At 72.3% G+C, this 20,495-nt stretch carries 18 protein-coding genes and 2 pseudogenes; 15 read left to right on the top strand and 5 right to left on the bottom strand.

Annotated elements, in window-relative coordinates:
* Nucleotides 1-56 precede the first annotated feature (56 nt).
* A complete protein-coding gene (locus ACFQ46_RS12655; RefSeq protein WP_380259820.1) occupies nucleotides 57-1,745 on the bottom strand; it encodes an alpha/beta hydrolase in 1,689 nt (562 codons plus the stop codon).
* Between the two features lie 158 nt (nucleotides 1,746-1,903).
* Between ACFQ46_RS12655 and ACFQ46_RS12650 the strand changes: the two genes are divergently transcribed.
* From ACFQ46_RS12650 to ACFQ46_RS12630, 5 genes are read left to right on the top strand one after another with little or no spacing between them, the layout of a single operon-like run.
* Nucleotides 1,904-2,914, top strand: a complete 1,011-nt coding sequence (locus ACFQ46_RS12650) for a methionine synthase (protein WP_380259819.1) — start codon at nucleotides 1,904-1,906, stop codon at nucleotides 2,912-2,914.
* Nucleotides 2,907-3,446: a GNAT family N-acetyltransferase gene (locus ACFQ46_RS12645; protein ID WP_380259818.1), complete on the top strand. Its 540-nt coding sequence runs from the start codon at nucleotides 2,907-2,909 to the stop codon at nucleotides 3,444-3,446. Before ACFQ46_RS12650 ends, ACFQ46_RS12645 begins: the two co-directional genes overlap by 8 nt.
* 50 nt (nucleotides 3,447-3,496) lie before the next feature.
* Nucleotides 3,497-5,599: an NAD-dependent DNA ligase LigA gene (ligA, locus tag ACFQ46_RS12640; protein ID WP_380259817.1), complete on the top strand. Its 2,103-nt coding sequence runs from the start codon at nucleotides 3,497-3,499 to the stop codon at nucleotides 5,597-5,599.
* The gene (locus ACFQ46_RS12635) at nucleotides 5,596-7,365 is read left to right on the top strand and encodes a DUF262 domain-containing protein (protein WP_380259816.1); all 1,770 of its coding nucleotides are present in this window, start codon (nucleotides 5,596-5,598) and stop codon (nucleotides 7,363-7,365) included. Before ligA ends, ACFQ46_RS12635 begins: the two co-directional genes overlap by 4 nt.
* Complete coding sequence (locus ACFQ46_RS12630) at nucleotides 7,343-8,575, top strand: type II toxin-antitoxin system HipA family toxin (protein WP_380259815.1); 1,233 nt, start codon at nucleotides 7,343-7,345, stop codon at nucleotides 8,573-8,575. The genes ACFQ46_RS12635 and ACFQ46_RS12630 overlap by 23 nt, the downstream gene beginning before the upstream one ends.
* Nucleotides 8,576-8,715: 140 nt before the next feature.
* Here ACFQ46_RS12630 and ACFQ46_RS12625 read toward each other — a convergent pair.
* Nucleotides 8,716-9,189: pseudogene (locus ACFQ46_RS12625) on the bottom strand (MarR family winged helix-turn-helix transcriptional regulator); the annotation flags it as partial.
* Here ACFQ46_RS12625 and ACFQ46_RS12620 point away from each other — a divergent pair.
* Nucleotides 9,183-9,577 (top strand): annotated as a pseudogene (locus ACFQ46_RS12620) (VOC family protein); the annotation flags it as partial. The pseudogenes ACFQ46_RS12625 and ACFQ46_RS12620 overlap by 7 nt on opposite strands.
* Before the next feature lie 39 nt (nucleotides 9,578-9,616).
* On the opposite strand, the gene ddaH reads toward ACFQ46_RS12620, so the two are convergent.
* Nucleotides 9,617-10,468: a dimethylargininase gene (ddaH, locus tag ACFQ46_RS12615; RefSeq protein ID WP_380259814.1), complete on the bottom strand. Its 852-nt coding sequence runs from the start codon at nucleotides 10,466-10,468 to the stop codon at nucleotides 9,617-9,619.
* A gap of 98 nt (nucleotides 10,469-10,566) precedes the next feature.
* Here ddaH and ACFQ46_RS12610 point away from each other — a divergent pair, with 98 nt between their 5' ends.
* The 5 genes from ACFQ46_RS12610 (at nucleotide 10,567) to gatB (ending at nucleotide 16,699) form a co-directional block, all read left to right on the top strand.
* The gene (locus ACFQ46_RS12610; RefSeq protein WP_380259813.1) at nucleotides 10,567-11,010 is read left to right on the top strand and encodes an Lrp/AsnC family transcriptional regulator; all 444 of its coding nucleotides are present in this window, start codon (nucleotides 10,567-10,569) and stop codon (nucleotides 11,008-11,010) included.
* 79 nt (nucleotides 11,011-11,089) lie between these two features.
* Nucleotides 11,090-13,333, top strand: a complete 2,244-nt coding sequence (locus tag ACFQ46_RS12605; protein ID WP_380259812.1) for a putative bifunctional diguanylate cyclase/phosphodiesterase — start codon at nucleotides 11,090-11,092, stop codon at nucleotides 13,331-13,333.
* 11 nt (nucleotides 13,334-13,344) lie between these two features.
* Entirely contained in the window at nucleotides 13,345-13,644 is a 300-nt protein-coding gene (gene gatC / locus ACFQ46_RS12600; RefSeq protein WP_380259811.1) for an Asp-tRNA(Asn)/Glu-tRNA(Gln) amidotransferase subunit GatC, read from the top strand.
* The gene (gatA, locus tag ACFQ46_RS12595) at nucleotides 13,641-15,185 is read left to right on the top strand and encodes an Asp-tRNA(Asn)/Glu-tRNA(Gln) amidotransferase subunit GatA (RefSeq protein WP_380259810.1); all 1,545 of its coding nucleotides are present in this window, start codon (nucleotides 13,641-13,643) and stop codon (nucleotides 15,183-15,185) included. The genes gatC and gatA overlap by 4 nt, the downstream gene beginning before the upstream one ends.
* Nucleotides 15,182-16,699: an Asp-tRNA(Asn)/Glu-tRNA(Gln) amidotransferase subunit GatB gene (gene gatB, locus ACFQ46_RS12590; protein ID WP_380259809.1), complete on the top strand. Its 1,518-nt coding sequence runs from the start codon at nucleotides 15,182-15,184 to the stop codon at nucleotides 16,697-16,699. The genes gatA and gatB overlap by 4 nt, the downstream gene beginning before the upstream one ends.
* A 2-nt stretch (nucleotides 16,700-16,701) precedes the next feature.
* Here the strand turns inward: gatB and bla are convergent, their stop codons facing one another.
* Together bla and ACFQ46_RS12580 are read right to left on the bottom strand one after the other, a co-directional pair.
* On the bottom strand, nucleotides 16,702-17,619 hold the full coding sequence (gene bla, locus ACFQ46_RS12585; RefSeq protein ID WP_380259808.1) for a class A beta-lactamase: 918 nt from the start codon (nucleotides 17,617-17,619) through the stop codon (nucleotides 16,702-16,704).
* The gene (locus tag ACFQ46_RS12580; RefSeq protein ID WP_380259807.1) at nucleotides 17,616-18,218 is read right to left on the bottom strand and encodes a DedA family protein; all 603 of its coding nucleotides are present in this window, start codon (nucleotides 18,216-18,218) and stop codon (nucleotides 17,616-17,618) included. The genes bla and ACFQ46_RS12580 overlap by 4 nt, the downstream gene beginning before the upstream one ends.
* Nucleotides 18,219-18,389: 171 nt before the next feature.
* On the opposite strand from ACFQ46_RS12580, the gene ACFQ46_RS12575 reads away from it, so the two are divergent.
* The 4 genes from ACFQ46_RS12575 to ACFQ46_RS12560 are packed head-to-tail and all read left to right on the top strand — an operon-like array spanning nucleotide 18,390 to nucleotide 20,490.
* On the top strand, nucleotides 18,390-18,767 hold the full coding sequence (locus ACFQ46_RS12575) for a hypothetical protein (protein ID WP_380259806.1): 378 nt from the start codon (nucleotides 18,390-18,392) through the stop codon (nucleotides 18,765-18,767).
* A gap of 11 nt (nucleotides 18,768-18,778) precedes the next feature.
* Entirely contained in the window at nucleotides 18,779-19,297 is a 519-nt protein-coding gene (locus ACFQ46_RS12570; protein WP_380259805.1) for a methyltransferase family protein, read from the top strand.
* Between the two features lie 30 nt (nucleotides 19,298-19,327).
* Nucleotides 19,328-19,906, top strand: a complete 579-nt coding sequence (locus ACFQ46_RS12565; RefSeq protein ID WP_380259804.1) for an RNA polymerase sigma factor — start codon at nucleotides 19,328-19,330, stop codon at nucleotides 19,904-19,906.
* Nucleotides 19,903-20,490 (top strand): hypothetical protein, encoded by a 588-nt coding sequence (locus ACFQ46_RS12560; protein WP_380259803.1) that lies wholly within the window; start codon nucleotides 19,903-19,905, stop codon nucleotides 20,488-20,490. The genes ACFQ46_RS12565 and ACFQ46_RS12560 overlap by 4 nt, the downstream gene beginning before the upstream one ends.
* The last annotated feature ends 5 nt before the right edge of the window (nucleotides 20,491-20,495 follow it).

The following is a 20,495-nucleotide window of genomic DNA, read 5'->3' as shown; positions in this document are numbered from 1 at the left end:
GGCCGAGGGCTCGACCCGGGTCCGTCGGAGGACGGACCCGGGCCGGGCGGGGTTCCTCAGATCGAGGAACCGGCGCGGGCCGCCCGCAGCACCTTCGCCAGCAGGTCCTCCCCGGACCCGCCGGTGACCGGCGGCAGCCCGACCCCCTCGCAGGAGAGGTCGCCGGCCGGGGCCGCCCCGGTGGTCAGGAACGCGTCGACGACGTCGTCCACGCAGGCGTTGCCCATCCCGTAGATGCCGTGGTCACCCTCGTCCTCGACGGTCAGCAGGATCGAGGAACCCAGCGCCTCGTGCGTCTTCACGGCACCCTCGTAGGCGGTGGCCGGGTCGTGGCGGGACTGCACGATGAGCAGCGGCGGCAGGTCGGCGCCGTCGACCTCCGGCAGGCGCAGGTCAGCGCGGTCCCAGTACGCGCAGATCTGGGCCGACTGCCCGTAGCCCAGCAGCGGGTACTTCGCGCCCTGCTCGTCCCCGACGGCGTTCCAGTGCTCCTGGCTGCGGTTCCACGGGCTGTCGTTGCAGGTGGTCGCGGCGAACGTCGCCGTCTGGCTCTCGGCGGCCGAGGGTGCGGGGGCCAACGCGCGGGCGAGGGCGGCGACGCTCGAGCTCAGGGCCGCCGGAGCCTGCGCGTCAGCGGGGCCCCGCAGGTCGTGGAGGAGCTGGACGCCGGAGAGCAACCACGAGAGCTGACCGAAGCTCGACCCGCTGTACATCGACTGCGCCACGAGGGCGTCGAGCACGGTGCCGTCGAGGGGCAGACCCGGGATCTCCAGCGGCCGGGCGGCCAGGTCCGCGCGCAGCCGGTCGTAGGTCGCGACGACCTCCTCGCCGGTGGAACCCAGGCCGTAGACGGAGTTCCCGGCCGCGACCCAGGGGGCGTAGTCCTGCTCGAAGCGGCGCTGGAAGGCCATCGGCTGGTAGGAGAAGACCTGCTCGTAGCCGGCGGTCGCGTCGACGGTGGAGTCGAGAACGAAGCGCCCGACCCGGCCCGGGAGCTGCGTCGCGAACTGCGTGCCCAGCCAGGTCCCGCCGGAGTAGCCGACCCAGTCGATCGTGTCCCGGTCGAGGGCGTCGCGGACCAGGTCGACGTCGAGCACCGTCTGCCGGGTGTTCACGACGTCCTTCAGCGGGTCGTCCGCGCAGGCGTCCGCCGCGGCCTGCACGACCTTCGCGGTCAGGGCGAGGGCCTCGGGGGAGCGGTCGTGAGGGTCGGGGAGCGCACCGTAGGCCGAGGTCAGGTCGCCGCCGCAGGTGAGGGGCGAACTCGCCCCGGTGCCCCGGACGTCGAGGCCGATGACCTCGGTGGCGGCGAGCGCCGGGATCGAGGAACCCAGTGTGGCCAGCGTCAGACCCGCGCCTCCCGGTCCGCCCGGGTTGGTGATGATGCTCCGCTGCGGGCGGGGACCCGCCTGCGGCACCCGGCTGATCGTCACCTGCAGCGGGTCGCCCTCCTCCGGGGCGTTCCAGTCGCGCGGGACGGCCACCTGCGCGCACTCCAGACCCCCGACGAGGGCGTTGAGGACCCCGATCTGCGCGGGTGTGCACGGGGTCCAGGCGAGGTCCTGGTCCCGGTAGCGCTGTGGGGTCCGCGCCTCGAACTCCCGTTGCGCCTCCTCCACGGTGGCGGGGCGCTGGACCCCCGGGGCGGAGGGTTGCGCGCCGGCGGGCTGCACCGCCATCAGCAGGGGCCCGGCGAGCGCGAAGGCGCTCACCGTGGCGAGGACGGCGGGTCGGCGGTGGGGCACGGGTGGACCTCCCGGGTCGCCCGGGACCTCGGTGGATCCCAGGTGTCGGCTGTGAGCCCGTCCATCCACCCGCACCGGCGACCCCGGTGTCACCGGGCGAGCGGTGATCGTCGCATCCTCCCTTCGGGGGACCCGCCCCGCCGCGCTACGGTCGCGACGTGTCAGAGAACGCACCAGGAACGGCCGCCGCCGTCGGATCCATGCCGGGGGAGGACCCGCGCGAGGCCGCACGGACCGTCTTCGGTGAGCTCGGCGAACCCCCGCACGTCCCGCACCTGCCGCAGCTGCCGGCCCGGGGGCCCGGGGCGGACGCGCTGGGACGCACGGCGTCGCTGCTGGTGGACCTGCACGTGGACCTGCAACCCGCGGGGTGGCGCTTCGTCGACGCCCCCGGCCGCGACGCCGGGCGGGCGGCGTCGTTCCTGCGCGCCGACCTCGACGAGCTCGCCGAGGCCGCCGACGGCTGGAGCGGCCCGCTGGCGCTCGCCGTCGTGGGGCCGTGGTCGCTGCTGGCCGCGGTCGAGCTGCACCGCGGCGAGCGCGCCGTCTCCGACCACGGCGCCCGGCGCGACGTGATCGCCTCGCTGGCCGAGGGGCTGCGGGTCCACGTCGGCGACGTGCGGCGCCTCGTCCCCGGTGCGCAGGTCGTCGTGCACGTGGAGGAACCCTCCCTCGCCGCCGTCCTCGAGGGCCGGGTCCCGACCCAGTCCGGGTACGGGACGTTGCGCTCCGTGGACCGCTCGCTCGTGCGCGACGGGTTGCGCGACGTCCTCACCGCCGTCCGTGACGCGGGCGCCGAGCCCGTCGTCCGGCTGCGGGCCGAGGACGCGCCCTGGGCGCTGGTCCGGGAGGCGGGTGCGGCCGGCATCGCGCTCGACGTCCGCGACCTCGGCGTGGCGGGCTGGGAGTCGGTCGCGGCGGGGATCGAGGACGGGCTGCGGCTGTGGGCGGGGATCCTGCCCGTGACCGGGACCGCGCCGGCGGTCGCCGCGCTCGTCGACGTGGTGCGGGTGCCGTGGCGACGGATCGGGTTGCCCGCGACCGGGTTGGCCGACGTCGTCGTGACCCCGGCCGAGGGGTTGTCGCAGACGGACCCCGCGGCTGTGCGGGGACTGCTGACGCGGCTGCGCGAGGCGGCCGGGGCGATGGCGGAGGCCTCCGGTGACTGACCTGACCTTCCGCGAGGCGGAACCCGCCGACGTGGCCGCCGTCGTGGCCCTCGTCGAGTCGGCCTACCGGGGGGACTCCAGCCGGGCCGGCTGGACGACCGAGGCGGACCTGCTGGACGGCCGCCGGACCGACGAGGCGGGGATCGCCGCCGTGCTCGAGGCGCCCGACGCGACCCTGCTGCTGGCCGAACGGGACGGCCGGACCGTCGGCTGCTGCGAACTGCGACGGGTCGGGGAGCTCGGCTACTTCGGGACCTTCGCGGTCGACCCCGCCACCCAGGGCGGCGGCATCGGCGCCCGGCTGCTCGCCCACGCCGACGCGGAGGCGGTGCGGCGCTGGGGAGCGCCCGCGCTGGAGATGACCGTCATCGCCCAGCGCGAGGACCTCATCGCCTGGTACGAACGGCTCGGGTTCGTCGCGACCGGTGAGCGGCGCCCGTTCCCCTACGGCGACGAACGGTTCGGCCGGCCCCGCCGCGACGACCTGGAGTTCGTGGTCCTGCGGCGGCCGACCGCGACGCCCCGGCCCTGACCAGTCGGCCCTGACCCGCTCGCGGGCACGTGTCGGACCTGCGCGGCAGGATGGCTCCCGTGAACGACGACGGTCTGGTCCCGCCCGCTGCGAGGCACCGCTGGGAGGAGCTCGTCGCCCAGATCGAGGGTGCGCGCTTCTCCTACTACGTGCGCAACTCCTCGCCGCTGAGCGACGGGCAGTACGACGAGCTGGAGAAGGAGCTGCGCGCGCTCGAGGACGAGCACACGCAGCTGCGGACCCCCGACTCGCCCACCCAGACCGTCGGGGGGACCTTCTCGACGGAGTTCACCGCCGTCGACCACCCCGAGCGGATGCTCAGCCTCGACAACGCCTTCTCCACTGACGAGCTCTCCTCGTGGGCGGCCCGGGTGGAGAAGGAGGTCGGCGCGGGGGCCCGCTACCTGTGCGAACCGAAGATCGACGGCCTCGCCATCGACCTCGTCTACGAGGACGGCCGCCTCGTCCGCGGCGTCACCCGCGGCGACGGTCGGACGGGGGAGGACGTGACCTTCAACGTCCGCACGATCGGCGACATCCCGCACCACCTCCGCGGGGAGGACGTCCCGGAGTTCCTCGAGGTCCGCGGGGAGGTGTTCTTCCACCTCGAGGGTTTCACGGCCATCAACGCGGGGCTCGTCGAGGCCGGGAAGCCCCCGTTCGCGAACCCGCGCAACGCCGCCGCGGGGTCGTTGCGGCAGAAGGACCCCCGGGTGACCGCGACGCGTCCGCTGCGGATGCTGGTGCACGGCATCGGCGCGCGGCGCGGGATGGAGAACGACTCGCAGTCCGGGGCCTACGAGAAGCTCGCCGCCTGGGGGCTGCCGACGTCCCCTCGGGTCAGGGTCGTGGACACCCTGCCCGAGGTGGCGGACTACGTCCGGTACTACGGCGAGCACCGCCACGACGTCGAGCACGAGATCGACGGGGTCGTCGTCAAGGTCGACCAGGTCCCCCTGCAGCGCAGGCTCGGGTCGACCTCGCGCGCACCGCGGTGGGCCATCGCCTACAAGTACCCGCCCGAGGAGGTCACGACGCTCCTGCGGGACATCCAGGTCAACGTGGGTCGCACCGGGCGGGTCACCCCGTTCGCGGTGCTCGAACCCGTCCTGGTAGCGGGGTCGACGGTCGGCATGGCGACCCTGCACAACGCCGACGAGGTCAAGCGCAAGGGCGTCCTCATCGGTGACACCGTGGTGGTCCGCAAGGCGGGCGACGTCATCCCCGAGGTCCTCGGCCCGGTCGTCGAGTCCCGGACCGGTGACGAACGCGAGTTCGTGATGCCGACGCACTGCCCCGAGTGCGGGACGGAACTGGCCCACCAGAAGGCCGACGACGTCGACATCCGCTGCCCCAACTCCCGCAGCTGCCCGGCGCAGCTGCGCGAACGCGTCTTCCACCTCGCCGGTCGGGGGTCCTTCGACGTCGAGGCCCTCGGCGACAAGGCCGCGACGGCGTTGCTGGAGGCCGGGGTCATCACCGACGAGGGCGACCTCTTCACCCTCACCGAGGACGACCTGATCCGCGTCCCGCTGTTCACGACGAAGGCGGGTGCGCTGTCCGCCAACGGGAAGCGCCTGCTGAGGAACCTCGACGAGCGCAAGTCGCAACCGCTGTGGCGGGTCCTCGTCGGGTTGTCGATCCGCCACGTCGGCCCCACCGCCGCCCGTGCGCTGGCCGACCGGTTCGCGTCGATGACCGCGATCGAGGAGGCGAGCTCCGAGGACATCGCCTCCGCCGAGGGTGTCGGCCCCACGATCGCGGACGCGGTGGTCGAGTGGCTGGCGATCGACTGGCACCGCGACGTGGTCCGCAAGTGGCGCGAGGCCGGGGTGCGGATGGCGGACGAACGCGACGAGACGACCCCGCGGGTGCTGGAGGGGTTGTCGATCGTCGTCACCGGTTCGTTGACCGGGTTCTCCCGCGACGAGGCGAAGGAGGCGATCCTGTCGCGCGGCGGCAAGGCCTCCAGCGGCGTCTCGAAGAAGACGGACTACGTCGTCGTCGGGGAGGCCGCGGGGACGAAGGCCGACAAGGCCGAGCAGTTGAAGGTCCGGGTCCTCGACGAGGAGGGTTTCGTCGCCCTGCTCGAGGGCGGGCCCGACGCGGTAAGGTCACCTGACCCCGAAGCCGACGGAGGTGCGCCCGCATGACCATCGACCAACCGTCGCTGTTCCGGCAGCCGAGCGCCACGACCTTCAGGATGGCTGATCTGGTCCGTCTGGTCGGGGGTGGACAGGTTCGAGTCCCTCAGTTCCAGCGAGATTTTCGCTGGAGCGGACGAGATGTCGTTCGGCTCTTCGACAGCGTGTTGCGGGGCTTCCCCGTGGGATCGGTTCTGCTCTGGAAGCGCGACGTTGCCGCGCCCGAGACTCGCATCGGTGCGTTGAACGTTCCCGCGGCTCCCGCTCGCGAGGCCTTGTGGGTGGTGGACGGCCAGCAACGGGTCACCAGCCTGGTCAACGCGGTGAGTCCCGAGGCGTATGCGCTGGATGAGAGGTTTCGTCTCGACTACTCCCTCTACCACGGTGCCATCGTGCGCCACGTCGAGAACGCCCCGGGACTTGCGGTTCCGCTACCGACGATCTTCGATCTGCGGCGTCTGTTGTCCTGGGTCCAAGCGCATCCGGGTGCAGCAGACTCGGTTGAAGAGCTGAACGACGTGAACGTTCGACTGCGAGAGTTCGAACTGCCGGCCTCCGTCGTGGAGGAACGTGACGAGCAGGTCCTCCGCGAGATCTTCGACCGGATGAACAACGCCGGCAAGCGCTTGCGGCGCGCCGAAGTGTTCTCGGCTCTCTACTCCCCCCGCGAGGGTGAGAGTGGAGAAGCCCTCACCATCGGCCAGGTCGCTGAGCAGATCGACGCCAACACCACGTTCGGCCGGATCGACGACGACACGGTTCTGCGTGCTCTGCTGGCTCGCCGTGGACCGAACGTCACGCGCGATGTCAACCGCGAATTCGTCCGTCGAGAAGGAGCCGACGACGAGTTGCCGTGGGGACACGAGAGTCAGCAGGACGCCTACCAGCGCGGTCTGGACGCCATGTTGGCCGTGACGTCCTTCCTGCAGTCGCAGGCCGGGGTGCCTCACTTCTCGTTCCTGCCCTACCGGTACCTCCTCGTGGTTCTCACGCGCTACTTCGCGCTCTTCCCCGATCCGCACCCTCGCAACCTGGAGCTGCTGGTCCGCTGGTTCTGGCGTGCCGCTCTTCGTGGTCCTCAACTCTTCAAAGGCAGCACCACGGGCGCGATGCGACAGTCGTGCACGATGATCCACGCCGATGACGAATCGGGTTCCGTGCAGCGTCTCCTGGACAGCGTGGAACGTGTCGAGGCGCTCCCGCTGCCCTCAACGGCGAACTTCCGGACGAACGTCGCCTCGACGAGGGTTCTCCTGTGTGCGCTCTGGGAGCGCGCCCCGCGTGCCCTCTCGACGGGCGCCGCGTTGACCTTGGACGATCTCTCGAGTTCGCTGGACGACAGCGAGACCGCCGCCGTCCTCACACTGGAGATCATCCCCCGTCGACGTGTGCCCGCAGATCTGACCGCTTCGTCGGCGAACCGGATCATCCAACCCGTCGACGACGTCGACGCCGAACTCGTCCTCGCCGGCAACGAGCTGCTGGGTTGGGTCGAGACCGCGGACGTCGAGATGGTTCTGGCCTCCCACGCGGTTTCGTCGGCCGCGTCCGACGCTCTGGCCCGCCAAGACGTCGACGGGTTCCTCCGCCTCCGGGAAGAGGAGCTCACATCGTTGTTGACCGACTTCGTGACCCGACGGAGTGGCGTGGACTTCGACACCACCCCTCCCTTGGCTGAGTTCGATCTCGATGACGACGTCGAGCTCCGCGACGATCTCCTCGAACCGGATCGTGTCGCGCCCTCGCCGGCGGGTGGAACTGTTGACCCTGCCTGAGCGGCGCCACACGGTCGTCTTGCACGGTCGTCCCGTCGGTGTGCTCCACCAGTGGGGTGACTTCACGCGGTTCGTGATGGACAACGACTACTGGCGATCCACCGATCGATCCGTGCTCGGTCTGCAGTTCGAAGATGATCCCTGGCGGCAACGGAGCGCTGCGCTGAGAGTCCCCGCGTGGTTCTCGAACCTCCTCCCGGAGGGGCGGTTGCGTCAGTGGATAGCCGAGGATCGGAGAGTCGCTGCCGACCGTGAGATGGAGCTCTTGGCCCAGGTCGGCCACGATCTGCCAGGGGCTGTGCAGGTGCTGCCTGACCGAGGCGAGATCCCACCTCTCGAGGCCGGTGTCGCGCCGGCTGCTCCGGAGACACCGGAGAGGACGGAGCGTGTGCGGTTCTCCCTCGCCGGGGTCGGTCTCAAGTTCTCCCTGCTGCAGGTCGGGGACCGGCTCACTCTTCCTGCTCACGGTGAGGGAGGTGACTGGATCGTCAAGCTGCCCGATGCGGTCCATCCCGGTGTCCCCTCGAACGAGGCGGCCATGATGTCGTGGGCTGCGCGATGCGGGATGGACGTTCCCGAGCACCGCCTCTTCCGCAAGGACGACCTGCCTTCGTTGCCAGAGGTCGCCTGGCCAGGAGGAGAGGATCTCGCCTACGCCGTCCGGCGATTCGATCGTGGACCAGACCGGCAGTTGATCCACATCGAAGACTTCGCACAGGTCCGCGACTTCTATCCCGATGCCAAGTACGACGGAGACTTCGTCACCGTTGCGGCTCTGGCCTACCGGGGACACGACCGCTCCGCCTTGAACGAGTTCGTCCGCCGGATCACCTTCAACGTGGTCGTCGGGAACGGCGATGCGCACCTCAAGAACTGGTCCCTGATCTACGGAGATCGCCGCAGGGCGACACTCTCACCGGTCTACGACCTGGTGTCGACGGCGCCCTACCGGGACGATGGTGACGAGGACCTCGGATTGAAGTTCTTCGGCAACAAGCGGTTCGAGAGCGTGCGACTGAACCACTTCGATCGACTCGAGCGGCGCTTGGCGGTGGCGGGCGGGCACTTGGCTGAACTGGCCGCCGAGACGGCGCAGTTGACGCTGAACTCTCTGGACGACGCGTTGAGGGATGTCGATGACCTGCCCCTCGTTCGTGACTGGCTCTCCGTGGAGGTGCCGACTCGAGCCGGCTGGTTCGGGGCTCGTTGAGGCGGCGTCGGCAGTCGTGGGAGCGGGCACCACCTGGTCCCCTGGCGCGGGCCGTTGAGCGCTGAGCAGTGGCTGAGGAGGGACCCGGGTGCACGGCCTGACCCGCTGCGGTCGCGCCTGACGTGTCGTGGAAACCGCCCTCGCGGGGAACGGGTCATGTTCCTCGGGCTCCGGAACACGTTCGCGGCCTCGGCCTGGGTCATGCCGAACAGCATCCTGAGTTCCATGTCGCGCACCGTCGCGGTCGCCCGGTCGAGGCTGCGTCGACCGCGGGGGATGAGCCGGGGTCGGGAGGACCTTCCCGACCGGCGCCTCGTCGGGGGCGGGTCGCGAAGCCGTCGCGTTCGAGGTTCCGCAGGAGCACGTTCATCGACTGCCGGGTCACGAACGCCCCACGCCAGGTCCGAGTTCGACGGACCCGGTCGTTGCGCCAGCAGTTCGAGGCAGGAGCAGTGGGTGACAGTCATCCCCAGGGGAGGGATGCAGCACGTCCTCCAGGGCGACACGCAGTGCACTCGACGTCTCTCCAGCACGCAGTCCACCGAGGTCTCCAGGTCCACTCCGGTGCCGTCCTGACTCGTGTCAGCACTTCGACACCGCGTCCCTCGTGTCATGCCCTGACACGAACGAGGAGAGTCGCAGGCCCGTCACCGGTCCCGACTCCCTCCCCCGTCAGGCGCGCGTCCTCGTCGTCTCGCAGGCGTTCTACGGGCAGTACCTCGGTCTGGTCCGCTCGTCGACCGGCCCCCCGCGCGCCGTCGTCTTCGACGCGAAGCCCATCGCCTTCGCCGCGCGAGAGGTCGTGTCCGTCACCGACTCGTGGCCGTCGCCCAGCCCGGTACCGGCGTCGCGATCTGGCTGCACGTCGGCGCCATGTGTGCGATCCACGACGCGCTGCTCACCGACAGGCAGCGTATCGTCGTCGCGCCGATCGACGGCCCCTTCGGCCGGACGTTCACCTTGGCGGACCCCGACGGCTACCAGACCACCCTCCACGACCGGGCGTGGAGGGATCGTGGCGCTCGGATCCTCGGTCCCGGTTCAGCGACGCACGACGAGCGTGCAGCACTTGGCGCCCCCGCCACCCTTGAGCAGCTCCGAGAGGTCGACGGGGACCGGCTGGTATCCGCGTTCCGCCAGCAGGTCGGCGTAGCGCTGCGCGCGGGGGGAGAGCACGACGTGGAGGCCGTCGCTGACCGCGTTCATCCCCAGCACCGCGGCGGTCTCCTCGTCGGTGAGCAGCGCGTCCGGGAACAGCCGCTGGAGGACGGCCTGGGCGGCGGGGGAGAAGGCGCCCGGGAAGTAGGCCACGTCGGGGTGTGCGGGGTCGTCGTCGAGGACGGTGAGCGCGGTGTCGAGGTGGTAGAACCGCGGGTCGACGAGTTCCAGCGAGGTGACCTCACGACCGAGGACGCGGGCCAGTTCCGCGTGCGCGGTCAGGGCGGTGCGGAACCCGAACCCGGCGAGCAGGTGGTCGCCGACGACGAGCAGGTCGCCCTCGCCCTCGTTGGTCTCGACGGGGCGGTGCACCGGACCGAAGCCGTTCTCCTCGAGCCAGCTCGCGTACGCCTCGGCCTCGCCGGCGCGTTCGGGGTGGGTGAAGCGGACCCCGACGTTGCCCTCGGCGGTGAGCAGCGCCCCGTTGGCGGCGTAGACCATGTCGGGCAGCCCGGGGACGCCGGGGACGACGTCCACGGTGTGGCCGAGTCGCTCGTGGGTGGCCTTGAGCTCCTCCCACTGGGCCAGCGCCACGTCGGCGTCGACGGCCTGCGTGGTGTCCATCCACGGGTTGATCTCGTAGGAGACCGTGAAGTGCGTCGGGCGGCACATCACGAAGTGGCGGGGGCGGGCCACGCGGTCGGCGCGGGAGGTCTCGGTCAACGATGCGGTCACGACGTCAACGCTAGGATTCCCCACGACGCAGCTCAAGGCCGATCCGCTGCGTCGGCGCGCAGGTTCCCTGCGTGTGACGCGGCGGAACGGGAGATGCGTTGCGCGACCTCGACGACGTCGACCGTGAGCTCCTCGTCCTGCTCGCCCGGGACGGCCGGGCGACCTACAACGAACTCGGCGCGCGGGTCGGCCTCTCCGCCCCGGCCGCGAAGCGCCGCGTCGACCGCCTCGTCGCCGACGGCGTCATCGCCTCCTTCACCGCCGTCGTCGACCCGGCCGCGCTCGGCTGGCGCACCGAGGCCTTCGTCGAGGTCCGTTGCCACGGCACCGTCTCCCCGGCGGAGCTGCGTCGGGCCTGGCAGGGGATCCCCGAGATCGTCGGCGCCTACACCGTCACCGGCCCCGCCGACGCGTTGATCCACGTCCTGGCCCGCGACGTCCAGCACCTCGAGCAGGCCCTGGAGCGGGTCCGGGACGAGGCGAACATCTCCGCCACCGACTCCGTCATCGTGCTCTCGCGCCTCGTCGACCGGGGACGGTGACCCGCGATCGTTGGTGACCTGAGTCACACAACGATCATCGGGGTTGACGGTTCCGCCGGGCGCACCGATAGGTGGGACTGTGAACCGACTTCCCGGTAACGCACTGCTCGCGACGTTCGTCGTCGGCGGGGCGGGCCTGCTGGCCGACCGGGCCTCGCGTCACCTCGACGGTCGGCTGATCAGCGCCTTCCTCCTGCTCGCCATGCTCACCGGGACGCTGTTGCTGCACCGTCGGCGGCGGGACCCGGGGTTCGACCGGGGCATGTCGCCGACCACGTGGCGTGCCTTCAGCGCCGCCGGCGTCGTGCTCCTCCTGACCGCCACCGCCGACCTCGCCGTCGGCGTCCTGGACGGTCGCGGGTTCTGGACCGGCATCCCCCTCGGTCTCGGCACCTTCGTGGCCGGGCCCCTCATCATGCACGGGCTGTTCCACTGGAACTCCCAGGTCCGCCACGTCCTGGCCGGGGGGCAGGCGCTCACCTCGGGCAGCGCCGTGCTCGTCGTCGTCGCCGCGGGGAACCTGCTGCTCCCGCACCTGCCCGCCGACTTCGGCGACTGGGCCTGGTGGCAGGTGCAGGTGTGGCTGCTCACCGTCGGGATCCTGCTCGTCCTGCTCGGGACCACGCTCGTCGTCGCCCGCACCGCCGGGCTGGCCCGCGACGTGCGCATCTGGTCGCTCGGGGGGTCCCTGCTGGCCTACGCCCTCGTCGACGGCTTCGTCGCCGTCGAAGGTGGCGCCGGGTTCACCGCCGTCCAGGCCGCGGGCGCCACCGGGGTCCTCGTCATGGGCGCCGCGGTCCTGCGGGCCCGCACACCGACCCGGGTGATCGTCAACGCCGAGGTCTCCGCGGGCGGCGCGATGCTCGTCCTCGTCACGGCCTTCTGCGTCGTCGCCCTCGCCTGCGTGCACGACCTCACCCCGACGGCGATCCTCTGGGGCTCCCTCGCCGCCCTCGGCAGCGCGATCTGCCTGGCCCGTCACCTCGGCCAGCTCTCCGAACTCGCCCGGGCCCGCGTGGAGGCCCGCACCGACGACCTCACCGGGGTCGGGAACCGACGGGCCCTCGTCGACCAGGTCGAGGAACTCGCGCACAGCGGATCAGGCGCCGCCCTGCTCAAGGTGGACGTCGACGACTTCGGCCTGGTCAACGAACGCCTCGGTCACCACGACGGGGACCAGCTGCTCGTCACCCTCGCCGAGGCCGTCCGCGCCGCCGCCCCGCCGACGGCGCTCGTCGCCCGCAGCGCCGGCGACACCTTCGCGGTCCTGCTCGCGCACGCCGACGAGGCCGTGGCGCTCCGCCTGGCCGCGCGCCTCGAACGGGTCGTGCGCGAGCTGCCCACCCCCGGACGCCTGGGCACCCGCATCAGCGCCAGCATCGGGGTGGCCACCACCGCCGCCGGGGACCCCGGCACGGCCGACCTCGTGCACCGCGCCGGCGCCGCGCTGGTCCTGGCCAAGAGCGGCCAGCGCGGGGTCGCCTGCTACGACGGCGAGCTCGAGGCCCGTGCCCGCGACCGCCTCAGCCTGATCGGCGACCTCCGTGCGGCCCTCGAGGACCCGTCCCGCGCCGAGGCGGAACTCCTCCTGCACTACCAGCCCCAGCTCGAGGTGCGGACCGGCCGGGTGGTGGGCGTCGAGGCCCTCGTCCGCTGGCAGCACCCCGTACGTGGGTTCCTCAGCCCCGACCGCTTCCTCGACCTGGCCGAGGAGAACGGCCTCATGGACGACCTCACGGCGCACCTGCTGGAGCGGGCCGCCCGCGAGGTCGCCGACTGGGAGGTCGACGGTGTGCCGCTGCGCGTCTCCGTCAACCTCTCCGCCGGCTCGCTCGCCTCGCCCCACCTGCTGCCCACCGTCGACGCCGTCCTGCGGCGCACCGGGCTCGACCCCACCCGCCTCGTCCTCGAGATCACCGAGACGACCCTCATGGACGACCCCGACCTCGCCGTCCAGGTCACCGAGAGCCTCGTCGCCCGCGGCATCTCGCTCAGCATCGACGACTACGGCACCGGCTACTCCTCGCTGGCCTACCTCACCGACCTGCCGGCCAGCGAGCTCAAGCTCGACCGGGCCTTCACCCTGCGCATCACCACCGAACCCCGCACCGCCGCCATCGTCGAGGGGACCGTCGCCCTGGCCCACCGCCTCGGCCTGCGGGTCATCGCCGAAGGCGTCGAGGACCTCGAGGCCCTCGGCGTGCTGCGCGACCTCGGCGCCGACGAGACCCAGGGATACCTGCACAGCCGCCCCCTGGCCCCCGCCGCGTTCCGCACCTGGCTCGCCGACCGCTCACGGGAGTCCGACGCGCTCCCCGCATAGACTCACCGATCGTGTCCGCTATCTCCCGTTCCGAGGTCGAGCACCTCGCGCGCCTGGCGCGCATCGACATGACCGACGAGGAGCTGGACCGCATGGCGGGCCAGCTCGACGCCGTCCTCGATGCCGTCGCCCAGGTGTCGTCCGTGGTGACCGACGACGTCCCCGCCACCTCGCACCCCGTGCCCCTGGTCAACGTGACCCGCCCCGACGTGGTCCGTCCCGGCATCACCGCGGAGGAGGCGCTCGCGGGCGCCCCCGCCAGCGAGGACGGCCGGTTCCGCGTCCCGCAGATCCTGGGGGAGGAAGCGTGAGCGTCAACGAGCTCGTGCAGTGGGACGCCGTCCGGCTCGCCGAGGGGCTGCGCAGCAAGGTCGTCTCCGCCGAGGAGGTCACCCGGGCCCACCTCGACCGCATCGACGCCGTCGACGGGCCCACGTCCGGGGTCAACGACAGCGGGGTCCACGCGTTCCTGCACGTCGACCACGAGGGCGCGCTGGCCCGTGCCCGTCAGATCGACGCCGACCGCGCCGCCGGGGCCGACCTCGGCCCGCTGGCCGGGGTCCCCGTCGGGGTCAAGGACGTCCTGACCACCAAGGGCCTGCCGACCACCGCCGGGTCCCGGATGCTGCAGGGGTGGGTCCCGCCCTACGACGCCACCGTCGTCCGCGAACTGCACGCCGCCGGCCTCGTCGTCCTCGGCAAGACCAACATGGACGAGTTCGCGATGGGCTCGACGACCGAGCACTCCGCCTACGGCGACACCCGCAACCCCTGGGACCCGACCCGCATCCCCGGTGGGTCCGGCGGTGGCTCCGCGGCGGCGCTCGCGGCCTTCGAGGCCCCGCTGACCGTCGGTTCGGACACGGGGGGCTCGATCCGCCAGCCCGCGGCCCTCACCGGTACCGTCGGCGTCAAGCCGACCTACGGCGCGGTCTCGCGCTACGGCCTCATCGCGCTGGCCAGTTCGCTGGACCAGGCCGGTCCGTGCGCGCGCACGGTCATGGACACCGCGTTGCTGCACGCCGTCATCGCCGGCCACGACCCCTACGACTCCACGTCGATCCCGTCGGCGGTGCCGGACGTCGTCGGCGCGGCCCGGCTCGGCGCCACCGGCGACCTCACCGGCGTGCGGATCGGGGTCGTGAAGGAACTCTCCGGCGAGGGCTACGAGGCCGGGGTCCAGGCCCGCTTCGACGAGTCCCTCGACGAACTGCGCGCCGCGGGTGCGGAGGTCGTCGAGCTCAGCCTGCCGAACATCGTGCACGCCCTCGCCGCGTACTACCTGATCCTGCCGAGCGAGGCGTCGAGCAACCTCGCCAAGTTCGACGGGATGCGCTACGGCCTGCGGGTCGTCCCCGAGGGCGAGCACGTCACGGCCGAGGCCGTCATGCGCGCCACCCGCGCCGCCGGGTTCGGCGAGGAGGCGAAGCGCCGCATCATCCTCGGCACCTACGCCCTCTCCGCCGGCTACTACGACGCCTACTACGGCAGCGCGCAGAAGGTCCGCACCCTGGTGCAGCGCGACTTCGACACCGCCTTCGGTTCCGTCGACGTGCTCGTCTCGCCGACCGCGCCCACGGTGGCGTACCGGCTGGGCGAGAAGCTCGACGACCCGCTGGCCATGTACGCCGGCGACGTCGCGACGATCCCGGCGAACCTCGCCGGGATCCCGGGGATGTCGCTCCCGGCCGGCCTGTCCGACGGGTTGCCGGTCGGGTTGCAGATCCTGGCCCCCCAGCAGGCCGACGACCGGTTGTACCGGGTGGGGGCCGCGCTGGAGGCACGGTTGAACGACAAGTGGGGCGGGCCGTTGCTCGCGAAGGTTCCGACGTGGCAGGGGGTCTCGGCGTGAGCGTCGAACTGGTCGACTACGACGAGGCGATCGGGGAGTTCGACCCCGTCCTCGGGCTCGAGGTGCACGTCGAGCTGAACACCGCGACGAAGATGTTCTCCGGGGCGCCCACCGCGTTCGGCGCCGAGCCCAACACCCAGGTCGACCCGACGTCCCTCGGGCTGCCCGGGGCGATGCCGGTGCTGAACGCCAAGGCGCTGGAGTCGGCGATCCGGATCGGCCTCGCGCTGAACTGCTCCATCGCGGAGCGCTGCCGGTTCGCCCGGAAGAACTACTTCTACCCGGACATGCCGAAGAATTTCCAGACGTCGCAGTTCGACGAGCCGATCGCCTTCGACGGGTACCTCGACGTCGACGTCCCGGCGAGCGAGGACGGGACGAAACCCGCCTTCACCTACCGGGTGCTCATCGAGCGCGCCCACATGGAGGAGGACACCGGGAAGTCCCTGCACGTCGGGGGTTCCACCGGCCGCATCCACGGTGCCGACTACTCCCTGGTCGACTACAACCGCGCCGGGATCCCGCTCATCGAGATCGTGACGCGCCCCCTCGAGGGCGCCGGCGACCGGGTTCCCGACGTGGCCCGGGCCTACGTCGCGGTGCTGCGCGACCTGTTGCGCGCCCTCGACGTGTCCGACGCGAAGATGGAACAGGGGTCGGTCCGCGCGGACGTCAACTTGTCCCTGCGCCCGACCCCGACCTCCCCGCTGGGGACGCGGTCGGAGACGAAGAACGTCAACTCGCTGCGGTCCATCGAACGGGCCGTGCGCTACGAGGTCTCCCGCCACGCCGCCGTGCTGCGCTCCGGCGCGAAGGTCGTGCAGGAGACCCGGCACTGGCACGAGGACACCGGGGTGACCACCTCGGGCCGGGAGAAGTCCGACGCCGAGGACTACCGGTACTTCCCGGAACCCGACCTCGTCCCCATCGTCCCGGACCGGGCGTGGGTGGAGGAACTGCGGGCGACCCTGCCGGAGCCGCCGGCGGAGCGTCGCAAGCGGCTGCACGCCGAGTGGGGTTTCTCCGACCTGGAGTTCCGCGACCTCGTCAACGCGGGCGCCGTCGACATCGTCGAGGCGACCGTCGCCGCGGGCGCCTCGCCCGCCGCGGCCCGCAAGTGGTGGTCCGGGGAACTGGCCCGTCGCGCCAACGTCGACGGGGTCGCCCTCGCCGACCTGACCGTCACCCCCGCCGACGTCGCCGAACTGGCGAAGCTGCTCGAGGACGGGAAGCTCACCGACGGGCTGGCCCGTCAGGCCCTCGAGGGTGTCCTCGCCGGTGAGGGGTCGGTGGCCGAGGTCGTCGAGCGGCGCGGGCTGATCGTGGTGCAGGACGACGGGGCGCTGAACGCGGCCGTGGACAAGGTCGTCGCCGCGAACCCCGACGTCGTCGAGAAGATCCGCGGCGGCAAGGCGCAGGCCGCCGGGGCCCTCATCGGCCAGGTCATGAAGGAGATGAAGGGCAAGGCGGACGCCGCCCGGATCCGCGAACTCGTGCTGGAACGCGTCGGCTGAGTTCAGTTCCACCCCGTGACGACGAGTCCGGCGGCGCGCGCGATGAGCGCGTCGTCGGACTCGGCGTCGGGTTCGGGACGGTCGGAGAACACCACGAGGACCCACGGGGCCCTACCGTCCGCGGGCCAGAGCACCGCGACGTCGTTCTGGTTGCCGTACACGCCCGCGTGACCGGTCTTGTGGCCCACGACCCACCCCGCGGGAACCCCGGCGCGGATCTGGTCGTCGCCGGTCGTGGTGCGCTGCAACCACTCTACGAGCTGGGCGCGGTCGTCCGGGTCCAGGGCGTCGCCCAGCGCGTAGGCCTGCAGGTCCCGCCCGAACGCCCGCGGTGAGGTGGTGTCCCGGTCGTCGCCGGGGCGCACGTCGTTGACCCCCGGTTCCTCGCGGTCGGCCTGCGTGACGTCGTCGCCCAGGGCCCGCAGGTCTCGCTCGAAACCCGCCGGCCCGCCGAGTTCGTCGAGCAGCAGGTTCCCCGCCGTGTTGTCGCTGACCGTGATGGCCGCCTCCGCGAGGTCGCCCAGGGTCATCCCGGTTCCGACGTGGTTCCCGGTGACGGGCGAGTACGCGACGAGGTCCGCCGCGGAGTAGGTCACCACCCGGTCGAGGTCGGCGCCGGAGTCGAGCACCGCGGCGGCCGCGAGGGCCTTGTAGGTGGAGGCGAAGGCGAACCGTCCGTCGGCGCGGTGTTCCAGCGTCCGGCCGCTGCCCGTGTCGAGGGCGAAGACCCCGAGCCTGGCCCCGAACTCCTGCTCCAGGGCCGCGAACCCGGGGTCCTTCGGGGTCGGGGAACTCGTGACGGTGGGGTTCGTCGTGGTCGGGTGATTGGTGGGCGCAGGCTCAGCGGGTGGCGTCGTGCAACCCGCGAGCAGGACGATGGCCGCGGCGGCGAGCGCGAGGCGGCGGTTGCTCCGGGTCATGCCCGGCCGGGACGCACGACGCGTTGCAGCACCGCATCGACGAGGAAGCCCAGGACGAGGGCGATCACGATGCCCAGCAACGCCCCGACCAGGGGGGTGGACTCGATCCACTGCCCGGCCAGCGAACCGATCGCGATCGAGTACGCGGCCCACGTGCAGGCGGCGAGGGCGCTGAGCCCCAGGAACCGGCGTCGCGGGAACTGCACCGCGCCCGCCGTCAGGTTCACGGCGATCCGCCCGACCGGCACGTAGCGGGCGGCGAGGATCGCGAACGCCCCCCGCTTCCGGAGTTCCTCCGCCGCGCGGGTGAAGGCGTGCTCGAGGCGGCGGTGGCCCGCGATCCAGCCGCGCAGGGGGGAGTGCCGCCCGATCGTGTACGTGAGGTTGTCGCCGAGGAACGCCCCCACCATCGCGCAGACGAAGAGCGCCACGCGGTTCGGGTGGCCGGTGTCGGCGGCGATGGCGGCCAGGCCGATGACGACGGACTCACTGGGCAACGGGGGTAGGAACGCGTCGAGCGCCGACAGCGCCAGCACGACCACGAGCACCCACGGGGCCCCCGCGTGGGCGGTGACGAAGGCGTTGAGCTGGTCGAACACCCCGCCAGCCTGGCACGGCCGCGGAGGGCTGGACCGGGGCGGTCCGCACCTCGACCCGCGGTGGCGACGGGAGGCCGGAGGAGCGGGAGCGGTGGCCGACGTCCGGGACCGAGCGGGTGGAGGCGTTCCCCGGGACGGTCGTGACGTCGCGCGGGAGGTGATGATGGTCGGGTGATCCCGCCCCGAACGGCAGCCGCCTGGTTCGCGCTGCAGGGGATCGCGGTGCCCGCGTGGTGGGTGGCGCTGGCGGTGTGGCCGGAGTTCCGGGCGCTCTTCGAACTCGGCGACCGGGAGGTCCTGCAGTCGTTCCTCGTTCCCGACGTGGCGTTCGGAATCGCCTCCCTCCTCGCCGCGCGGCTGATCGTGACCGGCCACCCCGCGGCCGTCGCGGTGGCGGGGATCACCACGGGAGCGGTGGGGTACAGCACCGTCCTGACGTTCGGCCACGTGCTCGCCGCGGGCGAGGGGGCGGTCGGTGCCGTCGCGATGACCCTGGCCACCCTCGCCAGCGCGGTCGCGTTGCGCTCCGTACCGCGAGGGGCCCGGTGAGGCTCTACCGGGTGTCGCGACCGGCCTCGCCCCGTCGCCACCTCGCCAAGACGTTCGGCTGGATGCTGGTCGTCTGGTTCCTCGCCCTCGTCGCGCTGCCGGTCGTCCTGCGGTTCGTGGAACTCCTCCTGGGGATCGAGCGTCACCTGCTGCCCGGTGGCCGCGTGCTCGGTGTCGTCGTCCTGGTGGCCGCCAGCGCCGCCGGGATCCGGTGCGCGGTCGCGATGGCGCGGGGGGAGGGGACTCCGGTCCCCTTCGACGCCGCCGCGCGGCTCGTCGTCGAGGGGCCCTACCGGTGGGTGCGGAACCCGATGGCGATCTGCGGGGTGGGTCAGACCGTCGGCGTCGCGCTCCTGCTGGGCCGGCCGCTGTACTACCTCGTGCCGCCCGCCGGGGCGCTGCTGTGGCAGTTCGTGATCCGCCCCTCCGAGGAGAGGTTCCTCGCACAGCGCTTCGGCGCGGAGTACGCCGGGTACCGACGGACGGTCCCGTTGTGGATCCCGAGGAGACCTCGCCGCGTCCCACGGTAAGAGCGCACCCGGCGCCGGACACGAGGGAGTGTGGGGACCACCGTGCACGCCGACGCCGAGGACCGCTTCGCGGTGCTGCTGGACGACGTGGTGGAGCCCGTGCGCCGCTACCTCGCCCGGCGCACCGACGCCTCGAGCGCCGAGGACGTGCTGAGCGAGACGTTGCTGGTCTGCTGGCGGCGCCTGGACGAGGTTCCCGTCGACGCCCCGGTGGCGTGGGCCCTCGGGGTGACGCGGAACTGCCTGGCCAACGCCCGACGCTCGGAGCGTCGCCGCCTCGGGCTGCTCCAGCGGATCCTGCACCTCGACCCGCCCGGCGCTGCACCGAGCCACGCCGCACCGGGCCGCGATGCGAGCGCGGAAGGCGCCGTCGACATCGTCACCGTCGCCCTCGGGGGACTGACGGACCGCGACGCCGAACTCCTGCGGTTGTGGGCGTGGGAGGAGCTCGCCCCCCGCGAGATCGCCGTGGTCCTCGGGGTGAGCGTCAACGCCGCGACGGTCCGGCTGCACCGGGCGAAGGCGCGGTTGCGGGCCCGACTGAGCGAGGGTGCAAGAACCCCGTCCGTGCCGGACAGGAACGGGGTGGAGGGGGGTGAGGAACTGTGACCGACGACGAACTGCGCGCACTGCTCCAGGAGGTCGACCCGGCCCGGGACCTGACGCCCCTGTCGACCCACCACGTCCGAGCGAAGGCGGAGAACACGATGACCACCGAGACACCGCGACGACGCGCGGCCCGGCCCCGCGGACGCACCCGCATCCTCCTCGGCGCGGGGGTGGGGGTGGTGGCGGCCACCGTCGTGGTCCTCGGGGTCGTGGTCCTCGGGGCCGTGGGCCGGGGCGACCCCTCCGTGACCCGGCTGACCGCCGCCGTCACCGACCCCACCGCCTCCTGCGCGGTCCTGAGCCCCGACCTGCTCACCGACCAGGACACCGCGTTCGCGGCCCGGGCCGTGGCGGTCTCGGGGGGTGAGGTCACCCTCGAGGTCACCCACCGGTACCGGGGTTCCGTCTCCGAGGAGGTGCGGGTCGAGCAGGTGGGGGCCCAGTCGTCCGAGGACGGTCCGGCTCCGTTCGCGGCGGGAACCGACTACCTGCTCAGCGCCGACGGCGGCCGGCTGACCGGTTGCGGTCTGAGCGGTCCGGCCTCCCCGGAACTGCAGGCCCTCTACGACACGGCTTTCGGGTGATCGCT

Source organism: Kineococcus sp. GCM10028916 (genome assembly GCF_042674865.1).
Lineage (GTDB): Bacteria > Actinomycetota > Actinomycetes > Actinomycetales > Kineococcaceae > Kineococcus.
The sequence above is the reverse complement of the archived record's forward strand: the minus strand, read 5'-3'. Positions and strand labels throughout refer to the sequence as shown.

Coding starts and splice junctions, on each gene's coding strand:
- ligA (WP_380259817.1), top strand. CDS start 3,497: ATGGCTCCCGTGAACGACGACGGTCTGGTCCCGCCCGCTGCGAGGCAC.
- ACFQ46_RS12635 (WP_380259816.1), top strand. CDS start 5,596: ATGACCATCGACCAACCGTCGCTGTTCCGGCAGCCGAGCGCCACGACC.
- bla (WP_380259808.1), bottom strand. CDS start 17,619: ATGACCCGGAGCAACCGCCGCCTCGCGCTCGCCGCCGCGGCCATCGTC.